The sequence below is a fragment of the Lysinibacillus sp. FSL R7-0073 genome (genome assembly GCF_038009065.1).
In the GTDB taxonomy this organism is placed as follows: Bacteria; Bacillota; Bacilli; order Bacillales_A; family Planococcaceae; genus Lysinibacillus; species Lysinibacillus fusiformis.
In genome coordinates, this window is sequence record NZ_JBBPAS010000001.1 from 593,018 (window position 1) to 619,003 (window position 25,986).

27 protein-coding genes are annotated in these 25,986 nt (G+C 38.2%); all 27 read left to right on the forward strand.

Annotation, left to right across the window (positions count from 1 at the left end):
• The first annotated feature begins 4 nt into the window (after positions 1-4).
• The 27 genes from MKY88_RS02855 to atpG all read left to right on the forward strand — a co-directional run bounded on the left by MKY88_RS02855 (position 5) and on the right by atpG (position 25,955).
• Entirely contained in the window at positions 5-1,729 is a 1,725-nt protein-coding gene (locus MKY88_RS02855; protein WP_340812973.1) for an ABC transporter ATP-binding protein, read from the forward strand.
• Between the two features lie 41 nt (positions 1,730-1,770).
• A complete protein-coding gene (locus MKY88_RS02860) occupies positions 1,771-2,565 on the forward strand; it encodes an ABC transporter ATP-binding protein (protein ID WP_008180587.1) in 795 nt (264 codons plus the stop codon).
• Between the two features lie 46 nt (positions 2,566-2,611).
• The gene (locus MKY88_RS02865) at positions 2,612-3,664 is read left to right on the forward strand and encodes a FecCD family ABC transporter permease (RefSeq protein ID WP_340812974.1); all 1,053 of its coding nucleotides are present in this window, start codon (positions 2,612-2,614) and stop codon (positions 3,662-3,664) included.
• Positions 3,661-4,695, forward strand: coding sequence for a FecCD family ABC transporter permease (locus MKY88_RS02870; RefSeq protein WP_025114782.1), 1,035 nt, complete (start codon positions 3,661-3,663; stop codon positions 4,693-4,695). Before MKY88_RS02865 ends, MKY88_RS02870 begins: the two co-directional genes overlap by 4 nt.
• 90 nt (positions 4,696-4,785) lie before the next feature.
• Positions 4,786-5,835 (forward strand): NAD(P)/FAD-dependent oxidoreductase, encoded by a 1,050-nt coding sequence (locus MKY88_RS02875; RefSeq protein WP_193830886.1) that lies wholly within the window; start codon positions 4,786-4,788, stop codon positions 5,833-5,835.
• A 182-nt stretch (positions 5,836-6,017) separates the two neighbouring features.
• Positions 6,018-6,221, forward strand: coding sequence for a 50S ribosomal protein L31 (rpmE, locus tag MKY88_RS02880; RefSeq protein WP_025114780.1), 204 nt, complete (start codon positions 6,018-6,020; stop codon positions 6,219-6,221).
• A 116-nt stretch (positions 6,222-6,337) separates the two neighbouring features.
• Positions 6,338-6,910 carry a thymidine kinase gene (locus tag MKY88_RS02885; RefSeq protein WP_193830887.1) on the forward strand — a complete coding sequence of 191 codons (573 nt, stop codon included), beginning with the start codon at positions 6,338-6,340 and terminating at the stop codon, positions 6,908-6,910.
• A gap of 170 nt (positions 6,911-7,080) precedes the next feature.
• Positions 7,081-8,157 carry a peptide chain release factor 1 gene (gene prfA, locus MKY88_RS02890; RefSeq protein ID WP_012292750.1) on the forward strand — a complete coding sequence of 359 codons (1,077 nt, stop codon included), beginning with the start codon at positions 7,081-7,083 and terminating at the stop codon, positions 8,155-8,157.
• The gene (prmC, locus tag MKY88_RS02895) at positions 8,144-9,004 is read left to right on the forward strand and encodes a peptide chain release factor N(5)-glutamine methyltransferase (protein ID WP_340812975.1); all 861 of its coding nucleotides are present in this window, start codon (positions 8,144-8,146) and stop codon (positions 9,002-9,004) included. Before prfA ends, prmC begins: the two co-directional genes overlap by 14 nt.
• Positions 9,005-9,048: 44 nt before the next feature.
• The gene (locus tag MKY88_RS02900) at positions 9,049-9,639 is read left to right on the forward strand and encodes a stage II sporulation protein R (RefSeq protein WP_340812976.1); all 591 of its coding nucleotides are present in this window, start codon (positions 9,049-9,051) and stop codon (positions 9,637-9,639) included.
• 101 nt (positions 9,640-9,740) lie between these two features.
• Positions 9,741-10,775, forward strand: coding sequence for an L-threonylcarbamoyladenylate synthase (locus tag MKY88_RS02905; RefSeq protein ID WP_328204715.1), 1,035 nt, complete (start codon positions 9,741-9,743; stop codon positions 10,773-10,775).
• Positions 10,776-10,939: 164 nt separating this feature from the next.
• The gene (locus MKY88_RS02910) at positions 10,940-11,437 is read left to right on the forward strand and encodes a manganese efflux pump MntP (protein WP_025114775.1); all 498 of its coding nucleotides are present in this window, start codon (positions 10,940-10,942) and stop codon (positions 11,435-11,437) included.
• A 27-nt stretch (positions 11,438-11,464) separates the two neighbouring features.
• Positions 11,465-11,899 (forward strand): low molecular weight protein arginine phosphatase, encoded by a 435-nt coding sequence (locus MKY88_RS02915; RefSeq protein WP_193830890.1) that lies wholly within the window; start codon positions 11,465-11,467, stop codon positions 11,897-11,899.
• A 14-nt stretch (positions 11,900-11,913) separates the two neighbouring features.
• Entirely contained in the window at positions 11,914-13,197 is a 1,284-nt protein-coding gene (locus tag MKY88_RS02920; protein ID WP_328204712.1) for a methyl-accepting chemotaxis protein, read from the forward strand.
• A gap of 339 nt (positions 13,198-13,536) precedes the next feature.
• Positions 13,537-13,974: a ribose 5-phosphate isomerase B gene (gene rpiB, locus MKY88_RS02925; protein ID WP_328204710.1), complete on the forward strand. Its 438-nt coding sequence runs from the start codon at positions 13,537-13,539 to the stop codon at positions 13,972-13,974.
• Positions 13,975-14,059: 85 nt separating this feature from the next.
• Positions 14,060-14,602, forward strand: coding sequence for a TIGR01440 family protein (locus MKY88_RS02930; protein ID WP_340812977.1), 543 nt, complete (start codon positions 14,060-14,062; stop codon positions 14,600-14,602).
• A 28-nt stretch (positions 14,603-14,630) separates the two neighbouring features.
• Entirely contained in the window at positions 14,631-15,872 is a 1,242-nt protein-coding gene (glyA, locus tag MKY88_RS02935) for a serine hydroxymethyltransferase (protein ID WP_193830892.1), read from the forward strand.
• A 269-nt stretch (positions 15,873-16,141) separates the two neighbouring features.
• Positions 16,142-18,298 carry an EAL domain-containing protein gene (locus MKY88_RS02940; protein WP_328204707.1) on the forward strand — a complete coding sequence of 719 codons (2,157 nt, stop codon included), beginning with the start codon at positions 16,142-16,144 and terminating at the stop codon, positions 18,296-18,298.
• Positions 18,299-18,422: 124 nt separating this feature from the next.
• Entirely contained in the window at positions 18,423-19,052 is a 630-nt protein-coding gene (gene upp, locus MKY88_RS02945; protein ID WP_008180557.1) for a uracil phosphoribosyltransferase, read from the forward strand.
• Positions 19,053-19,218: 166 nt separating this feature from the next.
• Positions 19,219-20,340, forward strand: a complete 1,122-nt coding sequence (wecB, locus tag MKY88_RS02950; protein WP_328204706.1) for a non-hydrolyzing UDP-N-acetylglucosamine 2-epimerase — start codon at positions 19,219-19,221, stop codon at positions 20,338-20,340.
• Positions 20,341-20,875: 535 nt separating this feature from the next.
• Positions 20,876-21,247 carry an ATP synthase subunit I gene (locus MKY88_RS02955; protein ID WP_008180553.1) on the forward strand — a complete coding sequence of 124 codons (372 nt, stop codon included), beginning with the start codon at positions 20,876-20,878 and terminating at the stop codon, positions 21,245-21,247.
• Between the two features lie 36 nt (positions 21,248-21,283).
• Complete coding sequence (gene atpB / locus MKY88_RS02960) at positions 21,284-21,994, forward strand: F0F1 ATP synthase subunit A (protein ID WP_193830894.1); 711 nt, start codon at positions 21,284-21,286, stop codon at positions 21,992-21,994.
• A 66-nt stretch (positions 21,995-22,060) separates the two neighbouring features.
• Positions 22,061-22,285: a F0F1 ATP synthase subunit C gene (gene atpE / locus MKY88_RS02965; RefSeq protein ID WP_004269474.1), complete on the forward strand. Its 225-nt coding sequence runs from the start codon at positions 22,061-22,063 to the stop codon at positions 22,283-22,285.
• 173 nt (positions 22,286-22,458) lie between these two features.
• A complete protein-coding gene (gene atpF, locus MKY88_RS02970) occupies positions 22,459-22,980 on the forward strand; it encodes a F0F1 ATP synthase subunit B (RefSeq protein WP_008180548.1) in 522 nt (173 codons plus the stop codon).
• On the forward strand, positions 22,977-23,513 hold the full coding sequence (locus MKY88_RS02975; RefSeq protein WP_193830895.1) for a F0F1 ATP synthase subunit delta: 537 nt from the start codon (positions 22,977-22,979) through the stop codon (positions 23,511-23,513). The genes atpF and MKY88_RS02975 overlap by 4 nt, the downstream gene beginning before the upstream one ends.
• 28 nt (positions 23,514-23,541) lie before the next feature.
• Positions 23,542-25,050: a F0F1 ATP synthase subunit alpha gene (gene atpA, locus MKY88_RS02980; protein ID WP_008180544.1), complete on the forward strand. Its 1,509-nt coding sequence runs from the start codon at positions 23,542-23,544 to the stop codon at positions 25,048-25,050.
• A 47-nt stretch (positions 25,051-25,097) separates the two neighbouring features.
• On the forward strand, positions 25,098-25,955 hold the full coding sequence (gene atpG / locus MKY88_RS02985) for an ATP synthase F1 subunit gamma (protein ID WP_008180542.1): 858 nt from the start codon (positions 25,098-25,100) through the stop codon (positions 25,953-25,955).
• The last annotated feature ends 31 nt before the right edge of the window (positions 25,956-25,986 follow it).

Here is a 25,986-nt window from a genome sequence, read left to right on the forward strand (position 1 = left end):
AACCATGTTATTACAGCGATTTTTCTCGTATTACAAACCATATAAACGCTTATTTATTTTAGATTTTAGCTGCGCCATTTTAGTAGCATTAATTGAATTAGCGTTTCCACTTGTTTTAAATAAAGTAATTGATGATATTTTGCCAGATGGCGAACTAAAGTGGATTATTATGGCGAGTTTATTGTTATTTGTCTTATATATTTTTAACTCCATTCTCCATTTCATCGTGTCGTATTGGGGACATATGCTAGGGATTAATATTGAAACGGATATGAGAAAGGAATCCTTTAGCCATGTACAAAAACTTTCTTTTAGATATTTTGATAATAATAAAACGGGACATCTTGTTTCCCGATTAACGAACGATTTAATGGATATCGGTGAGCTTGCCCACCACGGTCCTGAAGATATTTTTATTGCAGCAATGACCATTATAGGGACATTTGGTGTGATGTTCTACATAGATCCAACCTTTACAATTCTTATTTTCCTACTTGTGCCGATCATCCTAGTTCTGACGATTATTTTCGGAAAATTAATGTCCAAAGCCTTTCGTCAAATGTTTGGAGATATTGCTGATTTTAATGCTCGCGTTGAAAACAATGTCAGCGGTATTCGTGTTGTACAGGCATTTACAAATGAGGATCATGAAATTAAACGCTTTAAGGTAAACAATGAAAGATTCCGAATGACTAAATTGTTCTCTTATAAGGTCATGGCTTGGAATGAAGCCATTTCAGGTATTCTGACAAAGGTATTGTCATTATTTACATTATTTGTTGGAGCTTATTTTGTGTTAAATGGCGATCTATCTAATGGAGACTTTATCGCATTTATTTTACTTTCAGGGATTCTGCTTGGCCCTATTAATAAAATCAACATGTTTATAGAAAGCTATCCAAAAGGTATGGCAGGATTTAGACGCTATATTGAATTTCTTGAAACAGAGCCTGAGATAGCGGATCGACCAGAATCGAAAGATATCGATGAAATTGATGGCGAAATCACATTCACGGATGTATCGTTTGGCTACTCAGATGCGAATCGTGCTTTACATCACATTAATTTACAGGTTCGCCCTGGTGAAACAGTTGCACTAGTAGGTCCATCAGGAGCAGGAAAATCTACAATTTGCAGTTTGCTGCCACGTTTTTATGATGTCAATGAAGGCTCCATTAAAATTGATGGTGTGGATATAAGGGATTACAAATTGCAATCATTGCGTGGTCATATTGGGATTGTTCAACAAGATGTCTTTTTATTTGATGGCACTATTCGTGATAATATCGCTTACGGCAATCTGAATGCTAGCGAAGAAGATATTTGGTACGCAGCTCAGCGCGCACAGCTGACCGATGTCATTAAAGCACTCCCAGAGGGAATGGATACATTAATTGGTGAGCGAGGTGTGAAGTTATCAGGAGGTCAAAAACAAAGACTATCTATTGCACGGATTTTCCTGAAAAACCCAAAAATTTTAATACTTGATGAAGCAACATCGGCATTGGACACTGAAACGGAACAAGCTATTCAACAAGCATTAAACGAGCTTTCTATTGGTCGTACGACGTTGGTAATTGCCCATCGATTAGCAACGATCAAGGATGCAGATAGAATTGTTGTTGTATCGAAAAAAGGCATTATTGAAGAAGGAACACATGAGCAATTAATGGAACGAAAACATGCTTATTATGGGTTGTATACAGCTCAATTTGGTCTGCAAATATAAGGTTGGTTCAAAGCACTCTCAAAAATGAAAGGAAGTTAATTATGTCAGTACTAGAAATAGATCGTGTGGCGATTGGTTATTCCTCGACGCTCATAGTCAATGATTTAAGTGTGGAAATTCCAAAAGGGCAGATTTCCACAATTATCGGTCCAAATGGTTGCGGGAAGTCTACTTTATTAAAGGCAGTGGCCCGTGTACTTCAGACTCAAAATGGGGCGGTTTATTTAGATGGTAAAGCAATTCACCAATTGAAGACCAAGGAAGTAGCCAAAAGAATGGCTATTTTGCCTCAAACGGCAACAGCTCCAGGAGGCTTAACTGTTTTTGAGCTAGTATCATATGGTCGCTTTCCTCACCAAGTCGGATTTGGTACATTGCGCAAGGAAGACTATGAGTATATTCATTGGGCTATTGATGTAACGGGATTAAGGGAGTTTAGTGATCGACCGATTGAAGCATTGTCAGGTGGCCAACGCCAAAGGGTTTGGATTGCCATGGCATTAGCACAAGGCACTGATATTCTAGTACTGGATGAACCAACCACATATTTAGATTTAGCCCATCAGCTAGATATTTTATTGCTTTTACAAAAGTTAAATAAAGAAGAAGGTCGAACAATAATCATGGTATTACATGATTTAAATCATGCATCACGCTTCTCCCACTTTATCATGGCCATGAGAGACGGGAATTTAATGGTGGATGGAAGTCCAGAAGAAGTGATGACAAAGGAAAATTTACAAAGAGTTTTCAATATTGATGCTGAAATGGCTGTTTGTCCATATAGTAAAAATCCAATTTGCCTATCCTATCAGCTATACGATATGAAGAAGTAAAATCTAGTCTGTATGTTTATTGGGAAGTTTATAAGGAGGAAATAAAATGACTACATCGACAGGAGTAGGAGAGCTCAACGATTTAGAGGAGCTACAGAAACGATCTCATCCGATCCGTGGAGTAGTAGCTTTAATTGTAGGAGTTATTGGATTAATTTTAGCTATTGGCTTATCGATCTCTTTTGGTGCAGCAGATATTTCACTGGGTACTGTTTGGACAGCAGTTACCCATTTTTCACCAGAATTAACTACACATCAAATTATTCATGATATCCGCTTACCGCGAGTACTCGGGGCAGCTCTAGTAGGAGCAAGCTTTGCAGTAGCGGGGGCGATTATGCAAGGTATGACACGTAACCCATTAGCAGATTCGGGATTGTTAGGCTTGAACTCGGGAGCCGCATTTATGTTGGCGGTGTGCTTTGCCTTTTTCCCTGGTAAGCCTTACATGTTTTTAATTTTATGGTCCTTTATTGGAGCAGGTCTTGGGGTGGCCATTGTTTATGGTATTGGGTCGCTGTCTAAAGGTGGTTTAACACCTATGCGACTTGTTTTGGCTGGTGCTGCTGTTAGTGCATTGCTTGGAGCGCTAGGAGAAGGGATTGCTCTTTATTACCGTATTGGTCAGGATCTTGCCTTTTGGTATGCGGGCGGTGTTTCGGGAACAAAATGGAGCCATCTACAAATATTATCACCTTGGATACTTATTGCGATGATAGGAGCTCTTATTTTATCACGTTCAATCACTGTGCTGAGCTTAGGGGAGGAAATTGCTGTTGGGCTCGGACAACGTACGGGTGTTGTAAAAGTATGGGGAATGATCATTGTGTTAATTTTAGCGGGTGCGGCAGTTTCTGTTGTAGGAGCAGTTGGTTTTGTAGGCTTAATAATTCCCCATTTAACGAGATACATAGTTGGTCATGATTATCGTTGGATTATCGTTTGTTCGTTAGTATATGGAGGGTTGCTTGTGGTGTTAGCTGATTTAGTAGCACGCGTTATCAATCCTCCTTATGAAACGCCGATTGGTGCTTTAATTGCCTTTATTGGTGTTCCTTTCTTCCTGTATTTAGCACGTAAAGGAGGGAAAGAGCTATGAGTAACAGCTATTTAACGCCAAGTCAGCAGAAGACAAAAAAGAAAAATTTTATCATTATTGCTACATTGCTTGTGTTAATCTTCATTACCTTTGTGATTAGTATGAATACTGGGGTGATTAAGCTAACACCAATGGAGGTTTTTAAGACTCTTTTTGGACAAGGAGATGCACAACAACAATTAATCTTATTTGAATTTAGGCTTCCGCGAATTGTGATAGCTGTATTAGTGGGGATGGGCTTAGCTATATCAGGTGCTATTTTACAAGGTGTTTCCAAAAATGCTTTAGCAGACCCAGGTATTTTAGGGATTAACGCGGGTGCTGGTCTTGCAGTTATGCTGTATATTTCATTTTTTCCAACAACGAAGGCGGCACCTGTCTATTTACTGCCAGTACTTGCCTTTATAGGAGCAGGCTTAACTGCAGTTCTAATTTATTCACTTTCTTATAAACGACATGAAGGTATTACACCAATGCGTTTAATTTTAACAGGTGTAGCTGTAGCAGCAGGTATTAGCTCAGCAATGATTGTGCTAACACTACGCTTATCGCCTGAAAATTATCAGTTTGTGGCAACATGGCTGGCAGGGAGCATATGGGGTTCAAATTGGAGATTTGTTCTTTCATTGTTACCATGGTTAGTGATCTTGTTACCATTTGTTTATGCGAAATCGCGGGTATTAAATATTTTGAATTTAGGTGAATTAACAGCTGTCGGATTAGGTGCCTCGATTGAAAAAGAGCGCCGTTGGTTATTAGCCGCAGCTGTTGGTTTAGCAGGCGCTAGTGTTTCTGTAAGTGGTGGCATTGGCTTCGTAGGACTCATCGCCCCACATTTGGCTCGCCAGCTGGTTGGGGCAAAGCATCAATTTTTACTCCCTGCGGCGGCATTATTAGGTGGTTTTCTCGTATTAATGGCTGATACGATAGGTCGTTCTATTCTCGAGCCTTCAGAAATTCCAGCAGGGATCGTAGTAGCCGTTATAGGCGCTCCTTATTTCTTGTATTTATTAGCACGATTAAAGGAATAAATAGCAAAGGTATCTTAGTGAATAAAATAAGTGGATTAGCCGAGTGTATGTAATATTTATGGATAAAGATGAAGGGGATGGAATCTAAAAATGGAGAAAGAACTATATGATGTAACGATTGTTGGCGGTGGTCCAGCAGGTCTCTATACAGCCTTTTACAGTGGTATGCGAGATTTAAAAACGAAAATTATCGAGTATAGCTCTCAGCTCGGTGGTCGTATGTTAATTTATCCCGAAAAGATGATTTGGGACGTTGGTGGAGTTACACCTATTTTAGGTGGACAGCTTATCAAACAGCTTGTTGAACAAGCTCAAACTTTCGATCCGACAGTTGTTTTAAATCAAAAGGTGGAGGGATTAGAAAAACAACCGGATGGAACATTTATATTAACTTCTTCAACGGGAGAAAAGCATTATTCCAAAACAGTGATTTTGGCAGTTGGTTATGGCGTTCTGACGATGCAAAAGCTTGAAATAGAAGGAGCAGATCGTTATGAAGTGACTAATTTACACTACACTGTACAGGAATTAGAGATTTTCCGGAATAAACATGTCTTAATTTCAGGCGGTGGTAATTCAGCTGTTGATTGGGCGAATGAGTTAGAGCCAATTGCAGCGAGTGTTACAATCGTTCATCGCAGAGAAGACTTTGGTGGTCATGAAAAGAACGTTTTACGGATGAAGGAATCCTCCGTATGTGTAAAAACACCATATGAAGTAGTGCAATTACATAGTGATGGAGATTTAATACAGTCTGTATCGATTATGAATAAAGAGACGGATGAGATAGAGCGAGTTGAAGTAGATGCCGTTATTGTGAACCATGGCTTAAAATGTGATTATGGTGCACTAGAAGAATGGGGATTACATATAAAAGATGGAGTAGCACTCGTCAATGAAAAGAGGGAAACTAATATAGAAGGAATCTATGGTGCAGGTGATTTTATTGATCATCCAAGTAAAGTTAGGTTAATAGCAGGGGCCTTTACAGATGGCATATTAGCGTTAAATAGTGCAAAACTATTAATAGAACCTGATGCACCAAAAGTTGCTTATGTTTCTTCCCATAATATCCGTTTCAAAGAGCGAAATGAAAAAATAGGGTTACAAGACAATGATTATCGTGAAGTTCGTGGATAAAAACTATTGAAAACTTTCTTTTGATATTTTTTTCTTGAAAATAATAAAACGCCTATGCTATACTTCATAAGTATGCAACGTGTACATATATAGCTGATGGTTTCACTCATATTCGGGCTATGTAAGGTACAGTTCGATAATACTCTGTTCCAGATGGTTCAGGGCGAGAGGAGAAAACGAATATGAAACAAGGAATTCATCCAGACTACAAAGAAGCAACAGTAACTTGCTCTTGTGGGAACACTTTCAAAACTGGTTCAGTAAAAGAAAACATCGTTGTCGAGTTCTGCAACGAATGTCACCCATTCTATACTGGCCGTCAAAAATTCGCGTCTACTGATGGTCGCGTGGATCGTTTCAACAAAAAATACGGTCTTAAAAACTAATGTTAGTTTAATACCTGCCAAGCATGTGCTTGGCAGGTATTTTTTTCAGTAAATATGACACGTTGATGCAAGTCTTTTCAAAATACAGATCGACCAAAAGAAAGGGAGAAGACAGTATGGCGCAGCTATATTTTAAACATGGTGCAATGAATAGTGGAAAATCAATAGAGATTTTAAAAGTTGCCCATAATTATGAAGAACAACAGAAACCTGTAATGATGTTTACATCAGGTTTAGACACACGTGATGAGGTTGGCTTTGTTTCTAGTCGAGTAGGTTTAAGACAGCAAGCCATTCCTGTTTATGAAGATACAAATATTTTTGAACTTGTGCAAAACAATGTGGTTAAACCATATTGTGTACTTGTGGATGAAGTTCAATTTTTAAAAAAAGCTCATGTTTTACAATTAGCTAACATTGTGGATGAATTAGATATTCCGGTCATGGGCTTTGGCTTAAAAAATGATTTTCAAAATGAACTGTTCGAAGGCAGCCAATACATGCTTACATATGCAGATAAAATTGAAGAAATGAAAACCATTTGTTGGTTCTGCCATAAAAAAGCAACGATGAATTTACGAGTAGATGGAAATGGACAGCCTGTATATACGGGGGATCAAATTCAAATAGGTGGAAATGATTCGTATTATCCAGTATGCCGAAAATGTCATGCTCATCCTTCGCTATAATGGAAGATCCTAGTATGAAGCACTAAGAAAAAGTGGCGTATATGCGAAAAGTTTTTTATACTAAGTAGTGGACATAAACATTGTAAATAACCATTATGCTTTAGCGTAATTTTAATGGAGAGCTCTTGGAAAATAGGAGCAATTTAAGAAACTAAATAGAGGTGAAATCCATGTTTGATCGATTACAAGCAGTGGAGGATCGCTATGAAAGGCTGACAGAGCTTTTAAGCGACCCCGATATTGTTAATGACAGTAAGAAATTACGTGAATATTCGAAGGAACAATCAGATATCCAAGAAACTGTGGATACGTATCGTGAATATAAAAATGTCAAAGAACAATTAGTAGATACACGTGAAATGTTAGATAGCGAAAAAGATCCTGATATGCATGAAATGGTAAAGGAAGAATTTAACCTATTAAAAGCTCAGCAAGAAGAACTTGAAGAACGTTTACGTATTTTATTAATTCCCAAAGATCCTAATGATAATAAGAACGTTATTATGGAAATTCGTGGAGCAGCTGGTGGAGACGAGGCAAATATTTTTGCTGGTGATTTATTCCGCATGTATTCCCGTTATGCAGAAACACAAGGCTGGAAAATTGATATTATGGAAGCCACTCCAAACCCAATGGGCGGCTATAAAGAAGTGATCTTTATGATTAACGGACAAGGTGCTTATTCAAAGTTCAAATTTGAAAACGGCGCACACCGTGTACAACGTGTACCAGCTACCGAATCACAAGGACGTATCCATACATCTACAGCAACAGTAGCATGTTTACCTGAGGTAGAGGAAGTAGACGTTGAAATTCATGAAAAAGACATTCGTGTAGACACATTTGCATCTTCTGGTGCGGGTGGTCAATCCGTAAATACAACGATGTCTGCGGTTCGTATGACCCATTTACCAACTGGCGTTGTAGTTTCCATGCAGGATGAGCGTTCTCAAATTAAAAACCGTGAAAAGGCAATGAAAATTTTACGCGCTCGTGTAGCAGATATGTATATGCAAGAAGCGCAAAAAGAGATCGATGCCACACGTAAGTCAGCTGTGGGTTCTGGTGATCGCTCAGAGCGAATTCGCACATACAATTATCCACAAAACCGTGTAACAGACCACCGTATCGGTTTAACAATTCAGAAGCTAGATCAAATCGTCGAAGGTAGATTGGACGAAATTATCGATACTCTTATTTTAGAAGAACAAGCATCGAAGTTAGAGCGTTTAAATGATGACTTATAAAAATGTGATGGAGGCCCTTGAGTGGGCTTCTTCTTTTTTAATGGATAATGGTCGGGAGCAAACTGCGGCACGTATTGTTATGCAGCATATACTTGGTACAAGTTATTCAGAGGTTATGCTACATTTACAGGATACATTAACAGAAGAACAGCAAGTAAAATTTAAAGCCCTTATAGAGGAACATGTCAATGGCCGCCCAGTTCAGTATTGTGTGGGAAGTGAGGAGTTTTATGGTCGTTCATTTATAGTCGATGAATCAGTATTAATTCCTCGACCAGAAACGGAAGAACTGATTCTTGGCACTATTAATCGTATGACTAAACTATTTCAACATCATGCATTGAAGGTAGCTGATATAGGTACAGGTAGTGGTGCTATTGCCATTTCAATGAAGCTGGAATGTCCTGCGTTAACGGTAGTAGCTACTGATTTATCCGAAGATGCATTAGCAACAGCACAAAAAAATGCACAGAGATTAGAGGCCGATATTGATTTTAGGTTGGGAGATTTAACTGCTCCGCTCGCAGGTGAGAAATTTGATATTGTTTTATCGAATCCTCCATATATCGCTTTTAATGAGGTACATGCTATGTCAGATGTTGTACTAAAGCATGAGCCCCATAGCGCACTATTTGCGGAGGAAGACGGTCTTATTTTATATCGACAATTAGCAGAGCAATTGCCAACGTATATGAATAGACCCGCATTAATTGGGTTAGAAATCGGTTATACACAAGGTGAAAAAGTAGCAAAGTTCTTTCAAGATAGTTTTCCACAGGCTACGATTTCGATAGAAAAAGATATTAATGGGAAACCGCGAATGATTTTTTGTGAAATTCATGTATAAAGTGTCTTCATCTTGCCAACAATGTTGAGCAAGGAGGGATTTACATGTTAAATGAATACAAGATTATTAGATTGCCTAAACAAAATATCTTTCTAGCGTTTGCTAGATTAGTAGTAGTGGCCATTGCCTTACAGCTATGTGTTTTATATATTCCATCATTAGTAGGTTTTGCAAAAGAGGCTACTAATCAAGAACAAGAAAACGATTTTAGAATTCGGGTAATTGCTAATAGCAATACAGCACAAGATCAGCATGAGAAAGAGCAGCTTGTTGAAGAATTAAAGCCCTATTTTATGCAAGTAGTAACTGCAGGAGTTGCAGGGAATGAGCAAATTCAAACGTTAAAGCAACAAATTGAAGCGGAATTGAGCGAAAATTATCCACAGATCGATACACAGGTAGTGGTTGGGGATAACTTATTTCCGCCTAAAAGACAGGGAGCAGTATTATATCCACAAAATGTGTATCACTCCATTGTAGTTAAAATTGGTGATGCGCGTGGCGATAACTGGTGGTGCAGTATATTCCGATCCATTTGCGAGCCAGAAAAAGAAGAAGTAAAAGCAGAAGAGCCAGAAGAGGAAGAGCAAGTAACATTCTTTATTTGGGAATGGATTAAAGGGCTTTTTGCATGAATTGTTCACAAATTCAGATAACTTATGCACATTTTTTAAGAAGTTATAAACAATATGTGGATAATTCAGTAAGAATCAATAATTGAAGGTAGGTTTTAATCATGGAAACCGTTTGCAAGGTTGTGGACAGTAATGTGAATAGTCAAATTAATTATACACAAGCTGTGGATATCTTAAATGCGGGAGAGGTAGTAGCATTTCCGACAGAAACGGTTTATGGGCTAGGAGCTGTTGCAACAAATGATGTGGCAGTGAAGAAGATATTTGAAGCGAAGGGCCGCCCTTCAGATAACCCTTTAATTGTCCATGTTGGTACAAAAGAGGAAGTAACGAACTATATAGAACATATTTCTGAAATAGCCAAACAATGCATGGATTTATTTTGGCCAGGACCATTAACGCTTGTGATGCCTGCTAAACCAAATATGCTGGCTCAAAGTGTAACGGCTGGATTATCGACTGTCGGCATCCGGATGCCAGACCATCCAGTAGCGCTTGCCTTATTACAGCAGCTACAAAAACCACTTGCTGCACCAAGTGCTAATCGTAGTGGTAAGCCGAGTCCAACAGAAGCTATCCATGTTTTAGATGATTTGGGAGGGTACATACCTTATATTTTAGATGGGGGTTCCACAGGTATTGGGCTAGAGTCCACTGTATTAGATGTGACACATGAGCCTCCGGTAATTTTACGTCCAGGTGGCATTACGAAGGAGATGCTTGAGGCTAAAATTGGCCTGGTTATTCAACCAACAAAAATAGAGCAGAAACTAGAAGAGACACCAAAGGCTCCAGGCATGAAATATACACATTATGCACCAAATGCGCCGGTATACTTAATCAATTGTCATGACAGGGAAGTAAGTGAAGCTGTTCAACAATTACAGCAGCAAGGACATGCCGTAGCACTTCTTGCACCTGAAAATTTCCAACATATTAAAGCTGATTTTTACTTTTCAATAGGTGAAGAGGGAAGTAAAGAAGAAATGGGTGCTTCGTTATACCATGCACTCAGAGCATGTGATAAAACAACAGCTACCGTTATTTTAGCTACGACAACTTCGACGGAAGGCGTTGGGGCAGCTATTATGAATAGACTTGAAAAGGCCTCTGGGGGAAAATGGTATTCATTATAAATAAAGTTGAGTGACAAAAGACATTGAAAATTCACATGTCTTTTGTCCTTTTTTTATATGCATGGTCATATTAATAAAAAGGAAAATCTTATGTGGACAAATATGATAATAATGTATTTTCGAGCATAAAATGATAAAATATTAGGGAGAGAAGGAGTGCATTCTTGCAGGGAATTCTTGCAGGTATATTAACGTCTGTAGATGTTATTGGTCTATATGTATTGCTGCCGAATGTTAGATATCGCTTATTTTTATCATTATGGACGGCTGCGTTGCATATGATTTTTCCTTTATTGGGATTTGAATTAGGAAACTATTTAGTTCGTTTTCTATTAGAATGGGGACAGTGGATATCGAGTATTTTGTTATTTTGCATTGGCGTGCATTTACTATTATTCTCTCATCGGGATGAAAAAGTTACAATTTCCCCCGTACTTTTAGCCGTGACTGCAAGCCTAGATACCTTTTCAGTTAGTGTTTCTTTTGGTATGCTAAACTTAGAAAAAACAATTTTTATTATGAGTGCAGGCTTGAGTGCCTTGATTTGCGCCTATGGGTCATTAGTCATTGCACGTAGGAGCCAAGTCTTTTTTGGGAATAAAATTCAAATCGTTGCTGGCATTATTTTTATAATCATGAGTATCCTAGCTATTCAGCAATAATTCATATAAAAATGGAGAGTGATAAGTGTGAAAATATTATTTGTTTGTACAGGCAATACTTGTCGCAGTCCAATGGCAGAAGTCATATTAAAACATAAACAAATAGACAATTTAGAAGTACGTTCTGCAGGTATTTATGCTATGCCTAATGCCCAAATGTCAGCACATGCGCAACAAGTGTTAAATGATGCCGGAATGTCTCATCAGCATTCTGCAACACAATTATCCATGGTAGAAATGGACTGGGCAGATTTAGTCCTTACGATGACTACCGCCCACAAAGACACTGTCATTTCAAGTTTCCCAGGAACTGATCATAAAGTATTTACATTGAAAGAGTATACGAATGAAGGCAGCCTGGAGAATGTAGTAGATCCTTACGGTGGTAATAGAGCAATATACGAAGCAACATTTGCGGAATTACATGAATTGGTTGATCAATTAATAAAAAAACTAAAATAGAATTGAGGAGCCCTATGAAAAAACAATTTGGTTTACGACTAAAATTGGTGTTATTTGTGAGCGTGCTAGCATTAATTACTTACAGTATCAGTTTTATATTTATTGAATATTTACAACCGACCTTCTTCCCAAGTATTAATGGAAAAGTGTTTCAAGTGGTGACTTATGCATTAGGAATCACATGGTCAGGCATATTGGCTGCCATTTTTAGCGTAATTTTAATTAAACCTTTACAACAACTTGAGCATTCTGCAACTCTAGTAGCAGAGGGAAAAATTGGACAGGATGTTCAAATGCCTAAAACAAACGATGAGATTCGTTCGGTTGCAGAGGCATTCCAACAAATGGTGCTAAATTTACGTCAAATGGTGGAAAGTATTGATCAAAATTTCCAACAGACCAACCAATCGATCATTCAGCTCTCAGATGAAGCGGGAGTCGCAACTCGAAAAGCAGAAGGTATTGCGACAACAGTTAAGCATATTTCGGCAGGTGCTGAAGCATCTGCGACAGCTGTACAAGATACCGCTGAGGCAATTGAGGATGTACGAGCTCTTGCAACAGAAGTAAATAGTAGAGCAGAGGCATCAGCATCACAATCTACAGAGATATTACATAATTTATCGACAACAACAAACGCAATCGAAACATTAGTTAATAGTATTCAACAAATAGCTACTGGTAACAATGAGGCCTTAAAAAGCATCCATGCTTTAGAAGAAAATGCTGGACAAGTGGAGCGCATTATAGGCTTAGTTGGTGATATTGCGGCACAAACAAATTTACTAGCTTTAAATGCATCTATTGAAGCAGCTCGTGCAGGAGATCATGGAAAAGGCTTCGCTGTAGTTGCGGAGGAGGTTCGTGGTTTAGCAGATGAAAGTGCAAAAGCTGTCCAAGGGATTACAGCTCTGATCCAGTCTATGCAGCAAAACGTTGAGGTCGTAGTTAAACAAATGAATGAACAGGTAGCCTTTGCAACGAAGGAAGCAGATCGAGTATCTGAAACAACGACAGCTGTAGAAGGTATGTCATCTAATGTACATGAAATGGCAACAGCGATTGTAGAGATATCTTCACTAATTGAACAGCAAATGCATAATATTGAGACAACTGCACGTCAATCACAAGAAGTGGCTGCAATTGCAGAAGAAACATCAGCAGGTGCACAAGAAGTTCGTAGTGCGGCTGAAGAGCAAGCCTATGCTATTGAACAGGTAGAGCACCTAGCACAAAGTTTAAAAAAGCAATCAGAAGCTTTGCATAAAGTGATTCAACAATTTGATCGTCAGGCTTAGTCCTTAAAGGCTGTTTATAAATGCGATGAAAAATCGGATTTATAGACAGTTTTTTTATTTTTGGAAAAAATAATGCTATAGTTTGTCCACTGTATATAAAAAGTGAAAAAAACTTTAGTAGATAGAATATTACAACAAAAGACCGTTATCCGAATTTATTAACATGATATTCACACTATCCACAGAAAAAACAACTTAAAAGTGAATGATTTTTCACTAGTTAACAATAAATGTTCGTCTTTTAGGAGAAATCAGCATAAAAAAACAAGAAAAATCGTGTTATTCTTCAGAAAGAAGTGGTACACTAAGGTTGACTATAATTCGAAAAGAGGGAACCCAGTGAGAATAGCAATTTCTTCTGATCACGGAGGCAACAACCTACGTCGTGAGATCATGCAGCTACTAGATGAGCTTCATATTAACTACGAAGATTTTGGTCCACAATCTGCGGATTCAGTAGACTATCCGGATTACGCAAAGCCAGTTTCTGAGGGTGTAGCGAACGGAGAATTTGATAAAGGCATTTTAATTTGTGGCACGGGAATTGGTATGTCGATTGCTGCAAATAAGGTGAACGGTATTCGTTGTGCGCTAGTACATGATGTATTTAGTGCAAAGGCAACGCGATGCCATAATGACTCTAATGTTTTAGCAATGGGTGAACGTGTTATTGGCCCAGGTCTTGCACGTGAAATTGTCCAAACGTGGCTAGAAACTGAGTTTGAAGGTGGTCGTCATATACGACGCATCGAAAAAATTACTGAACTTGAGCAATAAATGATTGTTATTCCATCTATGGCATTCTTCAAGGATGTCATATATGGCATGATTTTAATGGATATAGATGAAGGAGCTGAGCTTAATGGTTGTAAAACAAATACGAACGCATTTGACTCAGTTACTCAGTGAATTTGAAGAGCAGGTAACATTACGACCTCATACTATTTTTGTCGTAGGTTGCTCTACATCTGAAGTGATTGGTCAGAAAATTGGCACAGCAGGTGCATTGGAGATAGGAGAAGCGATTTTCGAGCCGTTACAAGAATTTGCAATGAAACACCAGCTACATTTAGCGTTTCAAGGCTGTGAGCATATTAATCGTGCTATTACGATGGAGGCATCAACAGCTGAACGCTTTGGCTATGATCATGTGGCGGTAGTTCCAGTACGTACTGCGGGTGGCTCTATGTCCGCATACGCCTATACGCGTCTTGCTAATCCAGTGGTTGTTGAAACTATTCAGGCACATGCAGGTATTGATATTGGACAAACATTAATTGGTATGCATTTGAAAGCAGTAGCTGTCCCAGTTCGCACATCAGTGAAAATGGTGGGAGAAGCAGTTGTGACGATTGCAACAACACGTCCAAAGCTAATTGGCGGGGAACGTGCTGTATATAAATAATAGAGGATACTAGGAGGCTTTTTCTAACATGGCATATGAAAAATTAGCAGTACAAGACAAAGCAGTATTAGAAGGAATTCTTGCAGAAAAAAAACGTCAACAAGCAAATATTGAATTGATTGCATCTGAAAACTTTGTTTCTGAAGCAGTTATGGAAGCTCAAGGTTCTGTACTGACAAATAAATACGCAGAAGGTTATCCAGGCAAACGCTACTATGGTGGCTGTGAACATGTAGACGTAGTTGAAGATATCGCACGTGATCGTGTGAAAGAGATCTTCGGAGCAGAATACGCAAACGTGCAACCACACTCTGGTGCGCAAGCGAATATGGCTGTATACCACACAATTTTAGAACCAGGTGACACGGTTCTTGGTATGAACCTTTCACATGGTGGTCACTTAACGCATGGATCTCCTGTAAACTTCTCGGGTATTCTTTATAATTTTGTGGAATATGGTGTAACAAAAGACACACAAGTTATCGATTATGAAGATGTGCGTCAAAAAGCATTAGAGCATAAGCCAAAACTTATTGTTGCGGGTGCTTCTGCATACCCACGTGAAATCGATTTCTCTAAATTCCGTGAAATCGCAGATGAAGTAGGTGCATACTTCATGGTGGATATGGCACATATTGCTGGTCTTGTTGCTGTTGGCGAACATCAATCTCCAGTTCCATATGCAGACTTTGTTACATCAACTACACATAAAACATTACGTGGACCACGAGGTGGATTAATTCTTGCTTCGAAAGAATGGGAGCAAAAATTAAACAAATCTGTATTCCCAGGAATTCAAGGCGGACCATTAATGCATGTCATTGCTGCTAAAGCTGTTGCATTTGGCGAAGTGTTACAACCAGAATTTAAAGACTATGCAAAGCAAATAAAATTAAATGCAAAGGCTTTAGCTGAAGTACTTATTGAAGAGGGCGTTGAAATTGTATCTGGTGGTACAGATAACCACTTATTACTATTAAACGTTAAATCTCTTGGTCTAACAGGTAAAGTAGCAGAACATGCATTAGACGAAGTGGGCATTACAACTAACAAAAATACAATTCCTTACGATACGGAGTCTCCATTTGTTACTTCAGGTATTCGTATCGGTACACCAGCCGTTACATCTCGGGGCTTTAAAGAGAAAGATATGAAAGAAGTAGGTGCAATTATTGCAGCTGTTCTTAAAAACCCTGAAGATGAAGCGGTTAAAGCGGACGCAAAAGATCGCGTAAAAGCATTAACAGATAAACATCCATTATACGCTTAATAGCATTTATAGACTGTGTTTAGAGTGGAAATTTCACTTTAAACACAGTTTTTTATTTCAAAACAATAAAATACATATTTTTCTAATTAAGTAGAATAACCATCTTTATTTTGAATAAATTTACATATAATCGATAGAAAGGGATATATTATAGTAGGCTGAGGACGGATAGTGTCCAAGAAAAGAAGTTTTTTTTAATAAAAGTGAAAATTTAATTAAATATTATGTACAATGGAAATGGGATGAAGTGATAGAGACGGAGGGGTAGGATGGTCACTAAATCGATAGGTGTAGATAACGATGTTTTATTAAATAGTATTATTAAATTAGGGGATAATTCTAAGGAAAGCTATGTAATTTTTGATGCAACAAATCATCATATTATAGTAGAATGTAATGAATCTTTTTGTAACCTTACAAATGCTTCGAGGTCACAAATCCTAAAAACAAATTATTTTTCATGGCTATCAGATGAAAAGATGACAACCATTAAAATGATAAAAGAAAAAATACATAACGGTATCATGGTGCAAGCGAAGCTACATCATAAAGGTATCAATAAACCCCTATTTTGGGCAGAAATACAAGCACTACCATTTCGAAATGATGCAAATATTACGCAATATGTGTTAGTCCTTATGAAGGACGTTACATATTATCATACAGAAGATTTCTTAATGCGTTTAGAAAATGATATGTATAAGGCGATAGAGAGAGATAGCTCTTTTGAGCAAAAGATGCATATTATTTGTCGTGGACTTGATGAGTTTTTTATGCCGAATACTTCAAGTATGGTTCTCATCAAAACAGAGAGCAATCTATTACAAGTTTTTACAGATAATTGTAGATCAAAAGATGTACCGAGATGCTGTGAAAATAATGATTTTTTTACGAAGGTTATGCAATCAGAAACCTCTATTTTCATTGAAAACCTGAATGAGATCCATGTTCCGGATGAACATAAACAGTTTGCTGCCTCATCTCACAAACAGTATGGATTATTTATACCTATACGCAATCAACAGAGGCAAGTAATAGGGCTTTTTTCAATATATTATGAGCAAGCACATAATGACTCCGCATATTTCAAAAGTATGTTTCGTAAAATTAGTGCGCTTGTTGCCTTAGCATTTACGTATGCAAGAACACAAAGAAAAATATGGGATCTAGCCTATACTGACATTACAACAGGTTTACCTAATCGTCATAGCTTTGTGAATTTCCTCGAAAAAGAAGTTGAACGTGGACAAAATGGTTATATTAAAATTGTAAAGCCAAGTGAATTTCATCAAGTGGTTGAATTGTATGGGCGAGAATTTGGCGATGAATTATTAAGGCAGCTCGCCAAACGACTAGAGCAAGACAAACAAGCGGATCGCGAATATCTTGCTAGATTTACAAGCTCTAGTCTTATTCTATCCACCATGACTTTCGATGAAAATTTAAATAATTATGAGATGCGTATCAAAGACACGATTCGGCAGCCCTTTATAATTGGAGGAAAGCAAATCTACATCACGTTAAAAACAGGCATTGCTTCCTTTAACGATGACATAAAGATTAATGATGCAATTCGGTTTGCGGATAATGCGCTCTCCTTTGCTACCGATAAACCAGGTACACATACTGAGATTTTTACGACAGAAAAAAATGACGTTCTTGTACAGCAAATGACTGTTTTAAATCATTTGTCACAAGCAATCAAAAATAAAGAAATTACAGTTCATTTACAGCCAAAAGTAGATTTACGGAATGGAGAAATTCAAAGTATAGAGGCACTTGCACGGTGGATATCCCCCAAGCTTGGCTTTGTGTCACCAGCAATCTTTATTCCAGTAGCGGAAAGTGCGGGAAAGGTTAGAGAAATTGACGTTTTAGTTTTAGAAACTGTGCTTTCATGGCTGGCAGAGCGGCAAAAGTTAGGAAAGAAATTAGTGAAAATAGCAGTCAATATTTCACCAGATCATTTTTACTATACACATTTTGTTCAAGATACGCTAAAGCTCGTTCGGAAGTATGGTATAGATCCAAGTAATATTATATTAGAAGTAACAGAAAATATAGGTTTAGTAGATTTCCAATCTGCCTATAAAATTATTCAAGAATTAAAAAGCTATGGTTTCAATACATCCGTGGATGATTTCGGGACAGGCTTTTCTTCATTGAGTTATCTGCAACAATTACCATTCACTGAATTAAAGATTGATCGAAGCTTTATTAATGCCTTAGAGGATCCTGCAACGCTTGCTATTGTACGCTCGATTATACAATTGGCATTAAACTTAGGAATGATTTCTGTGGCAGAGGGAATTGAAACAAAAGAACAGGTTGAAATACTCCGTGCATTAGGTTGTACAGTTGGACAAGGATTTTTCTATTTTAAACCAATGGCAATAGAACAGTTAGATTTCATTCTTAATCAATAACTTACTTTGTTCAAAGAAAATATAATAAAAGGAGTTGCCTTAAATTTATTTTTGAGGCGGCTCCTTTTTTCTGTTATACTAGTTGAGATAAAAATGAAATCCGAACGGTTAGGAGAGAATCCCTTTGAGCAAAGTCTATGTATTTGATCATCCACTAATCCAACACAAATTAACTTATATTCGCGACAAGAATACAGGTACAAAAGAATTTCGTGAGCTAGTAGACGAAGTAGCAACACTTATGGCATTTGAAATTACACGTGATATGCCGGTGGAAGAAATTGAAATTGAAACACCTGTAACGATTGCGAAAACAAAAGTACTTTCTGGTAAAAAGCTAGCGATTGTACCGATCCTACGTGCAGGAATTGGTATGGTAGATGGCGTACTAAAGCTTATCCCAGCAGCAAAAGTTGGCCATATTGGTCTTTATCGAGACCCTGAAACATTAAAACCAGTTGAATATTATGCAAAGCTTCCAGCAGATGTGGAAGAACGTGATTTCATTATTGTAGATCCAATGTTAGCAACTGGTGGTTCAGCAGTGGAAGCTATCAACTCATTGAAAAAACGTGGAGCTAAAAACATTAAATTCATGTGCTTAATTGCTGCACCAGAGGGTGTCAAAGCTATTCAAGAAGAACATTCAGACGTAGATATTTACATTGCTGCTTTGGATGAGAAGCTAAACGATCATGGATATATTGTACCAGGTCTAGGTGATGCCGGAGACCGCCTATTCGGCACAAAATAAAAATGTTGTTATGAATTTCCTCATTTAGGAAACTAATAATTTGTGAAAGCGTCCTTCAAATTAGAAGGGCGTTTCATAGTATGTCTAGGTAAGTACTCCTCATGTTGGACTTCAACTGGTGTGGTGTCCTTTTCATACAATAACAAAAAGGACGGTGCAGATCGTTTTGATGAAAAAATGGAAAGTAATGACGATTTTTGGTACAAGACCAGAAGCAATTAAAATGGCTCCTCTTGTTTTGGAGTTACAAAAGTATCCTGAGCAAATAGAATCTATTGTAACAGTAACGGCACAACATCGCCAAATGCTAGATCAAGTACTTGAGACATTTGAAATAACACCGAACTATGATTTAAATATTATGAAAGATCGTCAAACATTAATTGATGTGACGACAAACGCATTGCAAGGTTTAGATCAAGTAATGAAAGAAGCGCAGCCAGATATCGTTTTGGTACACGGTGATACAGCGACGACTTTCATTGCAAGCTTGGCGGCGTTTTATAACCAAATCGCTATAGGCCATGTTGAAGCAGGACTGCGAACTTGGAACAAGTATTCGCCATACCCAGAGGAAATGAATCGCCAATTAACAGGTGTGATGGCTGATTTACATTTCGCACCAACAGAAGTATCTAAAAAGAATCTTTTAGATGAAAATAAAAACGCTGATACTATTTTTGTAACAGGAAATACAGCTATTGATGCATTGGCAACAACTGTTAGCGAACATTACACACATCCTGTATTAGACAAAATAGGCGAAGATCGCATGATTTTATTAACGGCACATCGACGCGAAAATCTTGGTGAGCCAATGCGTCATATGTTTAAAGCAATTACTAGAATTTTAGCTGAGCATGATGATGTTCAAGTAGTATATCCGGTGCATATGAATCCTGCAGTGAGAGAAATCGCGAATGAAATTTTAGGTGACAATGAACGAGTACATTTAATAGAGCCACTTGAAGTATTTGATTTCCATAACTTTGCAGCGAATTCTTACATGATTTTAACGGACTCAGGTGGCGTCCAAGAAGAGGCACCATCATTAGGGAAGCCAGTACTTGTCCTTAGAGACACAACAGAGCGCCCAGAAGGAATTGCAGCTGGAACGCTAAAGCTAGCAGGAACTGAAGAAGATACTATTTACACTTTAGCTAAAGAATTGTTAACGGATAAAAAGGCTTATGAGGCGATGGCACAAGCATCAAATCCATATGGTGATGGACATGCATCTAAACGAATTGTAGAGGCATTGCTAGGTTTTTTACAAAAAACTAATTAATGTACTATTATTAAATTAAAAAATAAGTCTAATGTACCTGTTGAATTGGGTAAGCTAATTTATGAGCATAATTATGTCGTAAATTAGCTTTTTCTATGAGCCAAGAAAATAAGAACATTTGAAACTATGAAATTTCATACACAAATTTGTCAACAATTTGACAAGAGTATATAGGTTGTGAAGTTTTTCTCTATTACCAATTGACTTCAAATATCACCTATTGTATGCTTACAAAGGGTAAGAATGATAAGGGTTTCAGTCATTATTAGGACGTTGAAACACTTGTTATATCAACTTTCTACTAAATTGACAGTTCAAAATAAAACTGTCGATTTGCAACGTTTTGTGCGTTTCGGTTTTTACCGAGTTGGTAAGGGGTGTAAGTTATTTTTTGGGTATTTACACCTGTAATTGAAATGACTCTCCCATTACTATTCCGCTGTGAGTAGTGCCTTTCACTGCTCTTTTCTGATTTCACATGGTGGTCAGCAAACGCTTTCAATACTCGAAAATTTGATTCAGGAGATTACAACCAATGCTAGATTTGCATCACATTTTTGCTGTGCAGAAGAGGGCGTTATTTTTTTTGCTTGCACTCTGCGCATTAGGCTGGGGATTCACTTCCTTTCAAACTGTATTTGCGGGCATCGCAGTCGGTGCATTCTTTGGTACGTATAATTTTTGGATTCTAGTTCGCCGTATGGAGAAGTTTGACAGGTCCATTAGTGAAGGGAAGAAAATAGGCTCACTTGGTACAGCACTTCGCTTTGGATCAGGTGTTGCGGCAGTCGCAATAGCCATTTCGTTGCCAAACTATTTTCACTTAATTAGCACGGTCATAGGGCTAATGATTCCGTACGTTTTTCTCTTTGTCGAGAGAATTGTGTCACATGTAAGGAACCGCTAATGTGCTTTAAATTAGAAAGAGAGGTGAAAAATAACAATGAATCATGAAGCTCCGTTACTAGAAGTCGGTTTTTTAACATTTAATAAATCGACAGTTATGATGTTACTAGTTGCTGCAATTATCGTATTTTTAATTGCCTTTATTTCAACTAGAAGCTTAAAACTAAAACCAACTGGTATGCAAAACTTCATGGAATGGATTATGGACTTCGTTAAGAATATCATCAAAAGCAACATGGATTGGAAAACTGGTGGTCGATTCCACATTCTCGGTATTACGTTAATTATGTTTATCGCAGTATCTAACTTATTAGGTCTTCCATTCTCGATCGCTTATGGTCATGAACTTTGGTGGAAATCACCAACGGCTGACCCAACTGTAACGATGACGTTAGCAACGATGATTTTAGTTTTATCGCATTTCTATGGTGTAAAAATGAAGGGTACAGGCCATTATGCTGGTACATTCTTTAAACCAATGTCTTTCATGTTCCCACTTAAAATAGTAGAGGAATTTGCAAATACATTAACGTTAGGTTTACGTCTTTACGGTAACATTTACGCGGGTGAGATTTTACTTGGCTTATTAGCCGGTTTAGCATCATCAGGTGCTGTGGGATTCATCGGAGCAATCGTTCCAATGATGGCATGGCAAGGTTTCTCAATTTTCATCGGCTTTATCCAAGCCTTTATCTTCACAATGTTAACAATGGTTTACATGGCTCATAAAGTGAGCGATGACCATTAATATAAAGCATATATCATATGCTTGAACCACAAAAAAAACAAACAATTCCAAGGAGGAAATTTTCAAATGACAGGTTCATTAGGTTTATTAGCAGCAGCAATCGCAATCGGTTTAGGTGCACTTGGTGCAGGTATCGGTAACGGTCTTATCGTATCAAAAACAGTAGAAGGTATCGCTCGTCAACCAGAAGCTCGTGGCGTTCTTCAAACTACAATGTTCATCGGGGTTGCATTAGTTGAAGCCCTACCGATCATCGCAGTAGTAGTAGCATTCATCGTAATGAACAAATAATTCAGTTGAACACTGAATTTTACTAGTGGCGAAGCAGGATTCTCCAGATGAAACTTCGCCCTTCATTTTGGAACGGATAAAAGCTATGTGTAAATATAGCTTTTTAAAATAGGTAGTTTTTTAAGTCCATAAATTATGTTGAAGTTAAAGCTCTTGAAGGGAGTGAAACAATCGTGTTTTTAGATAATCTTGTACTAGGTGCTGGCGCTGGTCAGTTCAACAGCGGAGACATCATCGCAACATTAGTTATCTTTTTAGTATTAATGTTCTTACTTAAGAAAGTCGCTTGGGGTCCACTTATGGGCATCATGCAACAACGTGAAGAGTTAGTAGCGAGTGAGATCGAAGCAGCTGAAAAAGCGCGTAAAGATTCGCACCAATTTTTAGAAGAACAAAAGAGCCTTCTTAAAGAAGCTCGTACGGAAGCACAATCGATTGTTGAAGGCGCTAAGAAGCAAGGCGAACTACAAAAAGATGAAATTCTTACTGCAGCTCGTAATGAAGCAAACCGCTTGAAAGAATCGGCTTTACGTGAAATTGAGTCTGAAAAAGAAAAAGCTATTGCAGCTGTACGTGATGAAGTCGTTTCATTATCTGTACTTGCAGCATCTAAAGTCCTTAGCAAAGAGATTTCTGAGGCAGACAACCGTGCTCTAATTGAAGAGACGATTGCGAAGGCAGGGGAAGCTCGATGAGTAATTCAGCTGTAGCAAAACGTTACGCTCAAGCGCTTTTTGAATTAGCGCAACAAAAAAATATTCTTGCTGAGGTTGGAGCAGACTTAAACGAGTTAACAAAGATTGTTAAAGAATCTCCGGATTTATTAACGCTTTTAAATGCTCCAAAGTTCTCTATCGAACGTAAGAAACAAATGGTAGCTGAAATCTTTGCAGGTGCAACTCCAGAGGTTTTACGCACAGTTCAACTATTAGTTGAGAAAAAGCGTGTAAACGAAGTGAAGCTTATTGCGAATGCATATGCTGAGCTTGCTGCAAAGGCACAAGGTACTGCAGATGCAACAGTATTCTCTACTCGTGCACTTTCTGCTGAAGAAAGCGCTAATATTTCTACAACATTTGCGAAGCTTGTAGGGAAACAATCATTAAACATTACAAACGAAATTGATCCATCACTACTTGGTGGTATTCGTGTTCAAATCGGTAATCATATTTACGATAGCTCAGTAGCGAACAAACTTGAGCGCCTAAAACGTGAATTAATCGGTTAATAATTTAGAAATGTGAGAGGTGACATACATGGGCATCAAGGCTGAAGAAATCAGCAGTCTGATTAAACAACAGATTGAGAATTATGAATCTGAACTTAAAGTAAGCGAAGTTGGTACAGTTATCCGTATTGGTGACGGTATCGCTCTTGCTCATGGCCTCGACAACGCCATGGCTGGAGAACTTCTTGAGTTCTCTAATGGTGTTATGGGTATGGCTCAAAACCTAGAAGAAGGTAACGTTGGTATCGTAATCTTAGGTCCATACACAGACATCAAAGAAGGCGATGAAGTTCGTCGTACAGGTCGTATCATGGAAGTACCAGTTGGTGAAGAACTAATTGGCCGTGTTGTAAACCCACTTGGTCAACCAGTGGATGGACAAGGTCCAATCAACACAACTAAATCTCGTCCAATCGAAAGTCCTGCTTTCGGTGTAATGGCTCGTAAATCAGTACATGAACCATTACAAACTGGTATCAAAGCAATTGACGCTTTAGTACCAATTGGTCGTGGTCAACGTGAGTTAATCATCGGTGACCGTCAAGTAGGTAAAACATCTGTAGCAATCGATACAATCTTAAACCAAGATGGCGAAAATATGATTTGTATCTATGTTGCAATCGGTCAAAAAGAATCAACTGTACGTGGTGTAGTTGAAACTTTCCGTAAGCATGGTGCATTAGATTATACAATCGTAGTAACTGCTGCTGCATCTCAACCAGCTCCATTACTATTCTTAGCACCATTTGCTGGTGTTTCTATGGCAGAAGAATTCATGTTACAAGGTAAGCACGTATTAATCGTGTATGATGATCTTTCTAAACAAGCATCAGCTTACCGTGAACTTTCACTTCTTCTACGCCGTCCTCCAGGTCGTGAAGCTTACCCTGGTGACGTTTTCTACTTACACAGCCGCTTACTTGAACGTGCTGCGAAGTTAAATGAAACATATCAAAATGGTTCTATTACAGCACTTCCATTCGTTGAGACACAAGCTGGGGATATCTCTGCATACATCCCAACTAACGTTATCTCAATTACTGATGGTCAAATATTCTTACAATCTGACTTATTCAACTCAGGTGTACGTCCAGCGATTAACGCCGGCCTTTCTGTATCACGTGTAGGTGGATCTGCTCAAATTAAAGCGATGAAAAAAGTTGCGGGTACACTACGTCTTGACTTAGCTGCATTCCGTGAGCTTGAATCATTTGCTCAATTTGGTTCAGATTTAGATAAAATTACACTAGCTAAACTTGAGCGTGGTAAACGTACGGTTGAAGTTCTTAAACAAGACCTAAACAAACCACTTAAAGTTGAAAAGCAAGTTGCAATCCTTTATGCATTAACTAAAGGTCACTTAGATGATATTCCAGTACAAGATATCGTTCGCTTTGAAAGTGAATTCTTAAGCTGGTTAGATTCAAACCACACAAACGTTTTAGATCACGTTCGTACTACAAAAGAGCTTGCTCCAGATGCGGATTACGTAGCAGCTTTAACGGAGTTCAAAAAAACTTTCGCTAAATCAGAATAAGTTCGAGCTAGTCACTTGATTAAAAAACAAAAGGTGGTGAAATACCAGTGGTAAACTTACGCGAAATAAAAGGTCGTATTAATTCTACAAAGAGTACGAAGCAAATTACGAAAGCGATGCAGATGGTTTCTTCTTCTAAGTTACGTCGTGCAGAGCAAAACGCTAAAGCGTACGTTCCTTACATGGAAAAAATTCAGGACGTAGTAGGCGCGATTGCTTCAGGAACAAAAGACAGTGGACACCCAATGTTAACTGCTCGTCCTGTTAAGAAAACAGCTTACTTAGTCATTGGTTCTGACCGTGGTCTTGCAGGTGCTTACAACTCAAGTATCCTACGTCAAGTACAACGTACAATTGACGAGCGTCATAAATCTAAAGACGAATACGTGATTTTAGCAATAGGTCGTGTTGTACGTGACTACTTTGTGAAACGTGATCATAATGTCATCAGTGATGTTGTCGGTCTTCCGGACCAACCTACATTTGCTGATATTAAAGAAATCGCTCGTAATGCTGTTGGTATGTTCATTGACGGTACGTATGATCAACTTTATATGTACTATAATCACTTTGTCAGCGCGATTGCTAACGAAGTGACAGAGAAAAAACTTCTTCCATTAACAGATCTTGCACCTGCTAGCAGCAATGCTTCTTACGAATTTGAGCCATCTGGTGAAGCAATTCTTGAAGTGTTACTTCCACAATACGCGGAAAGCTTAGTTTATGGCGCATTATTAGATGGAAAAGCAAGTGAACATGCTTCTCGTATGACGGCTATGAAAAATGCAACTGATAACGCATCTGATCTTATTTCAGACCTTTCATTGCAATATAACCGTGCGCGTCAAGCGGCGATTACACAAGAAATTACAGAAATCGTTGGTGGAGCTGCAGCCTTAGAATAGGCCAGCTTCCCAATGTCGTATAAGAATACGA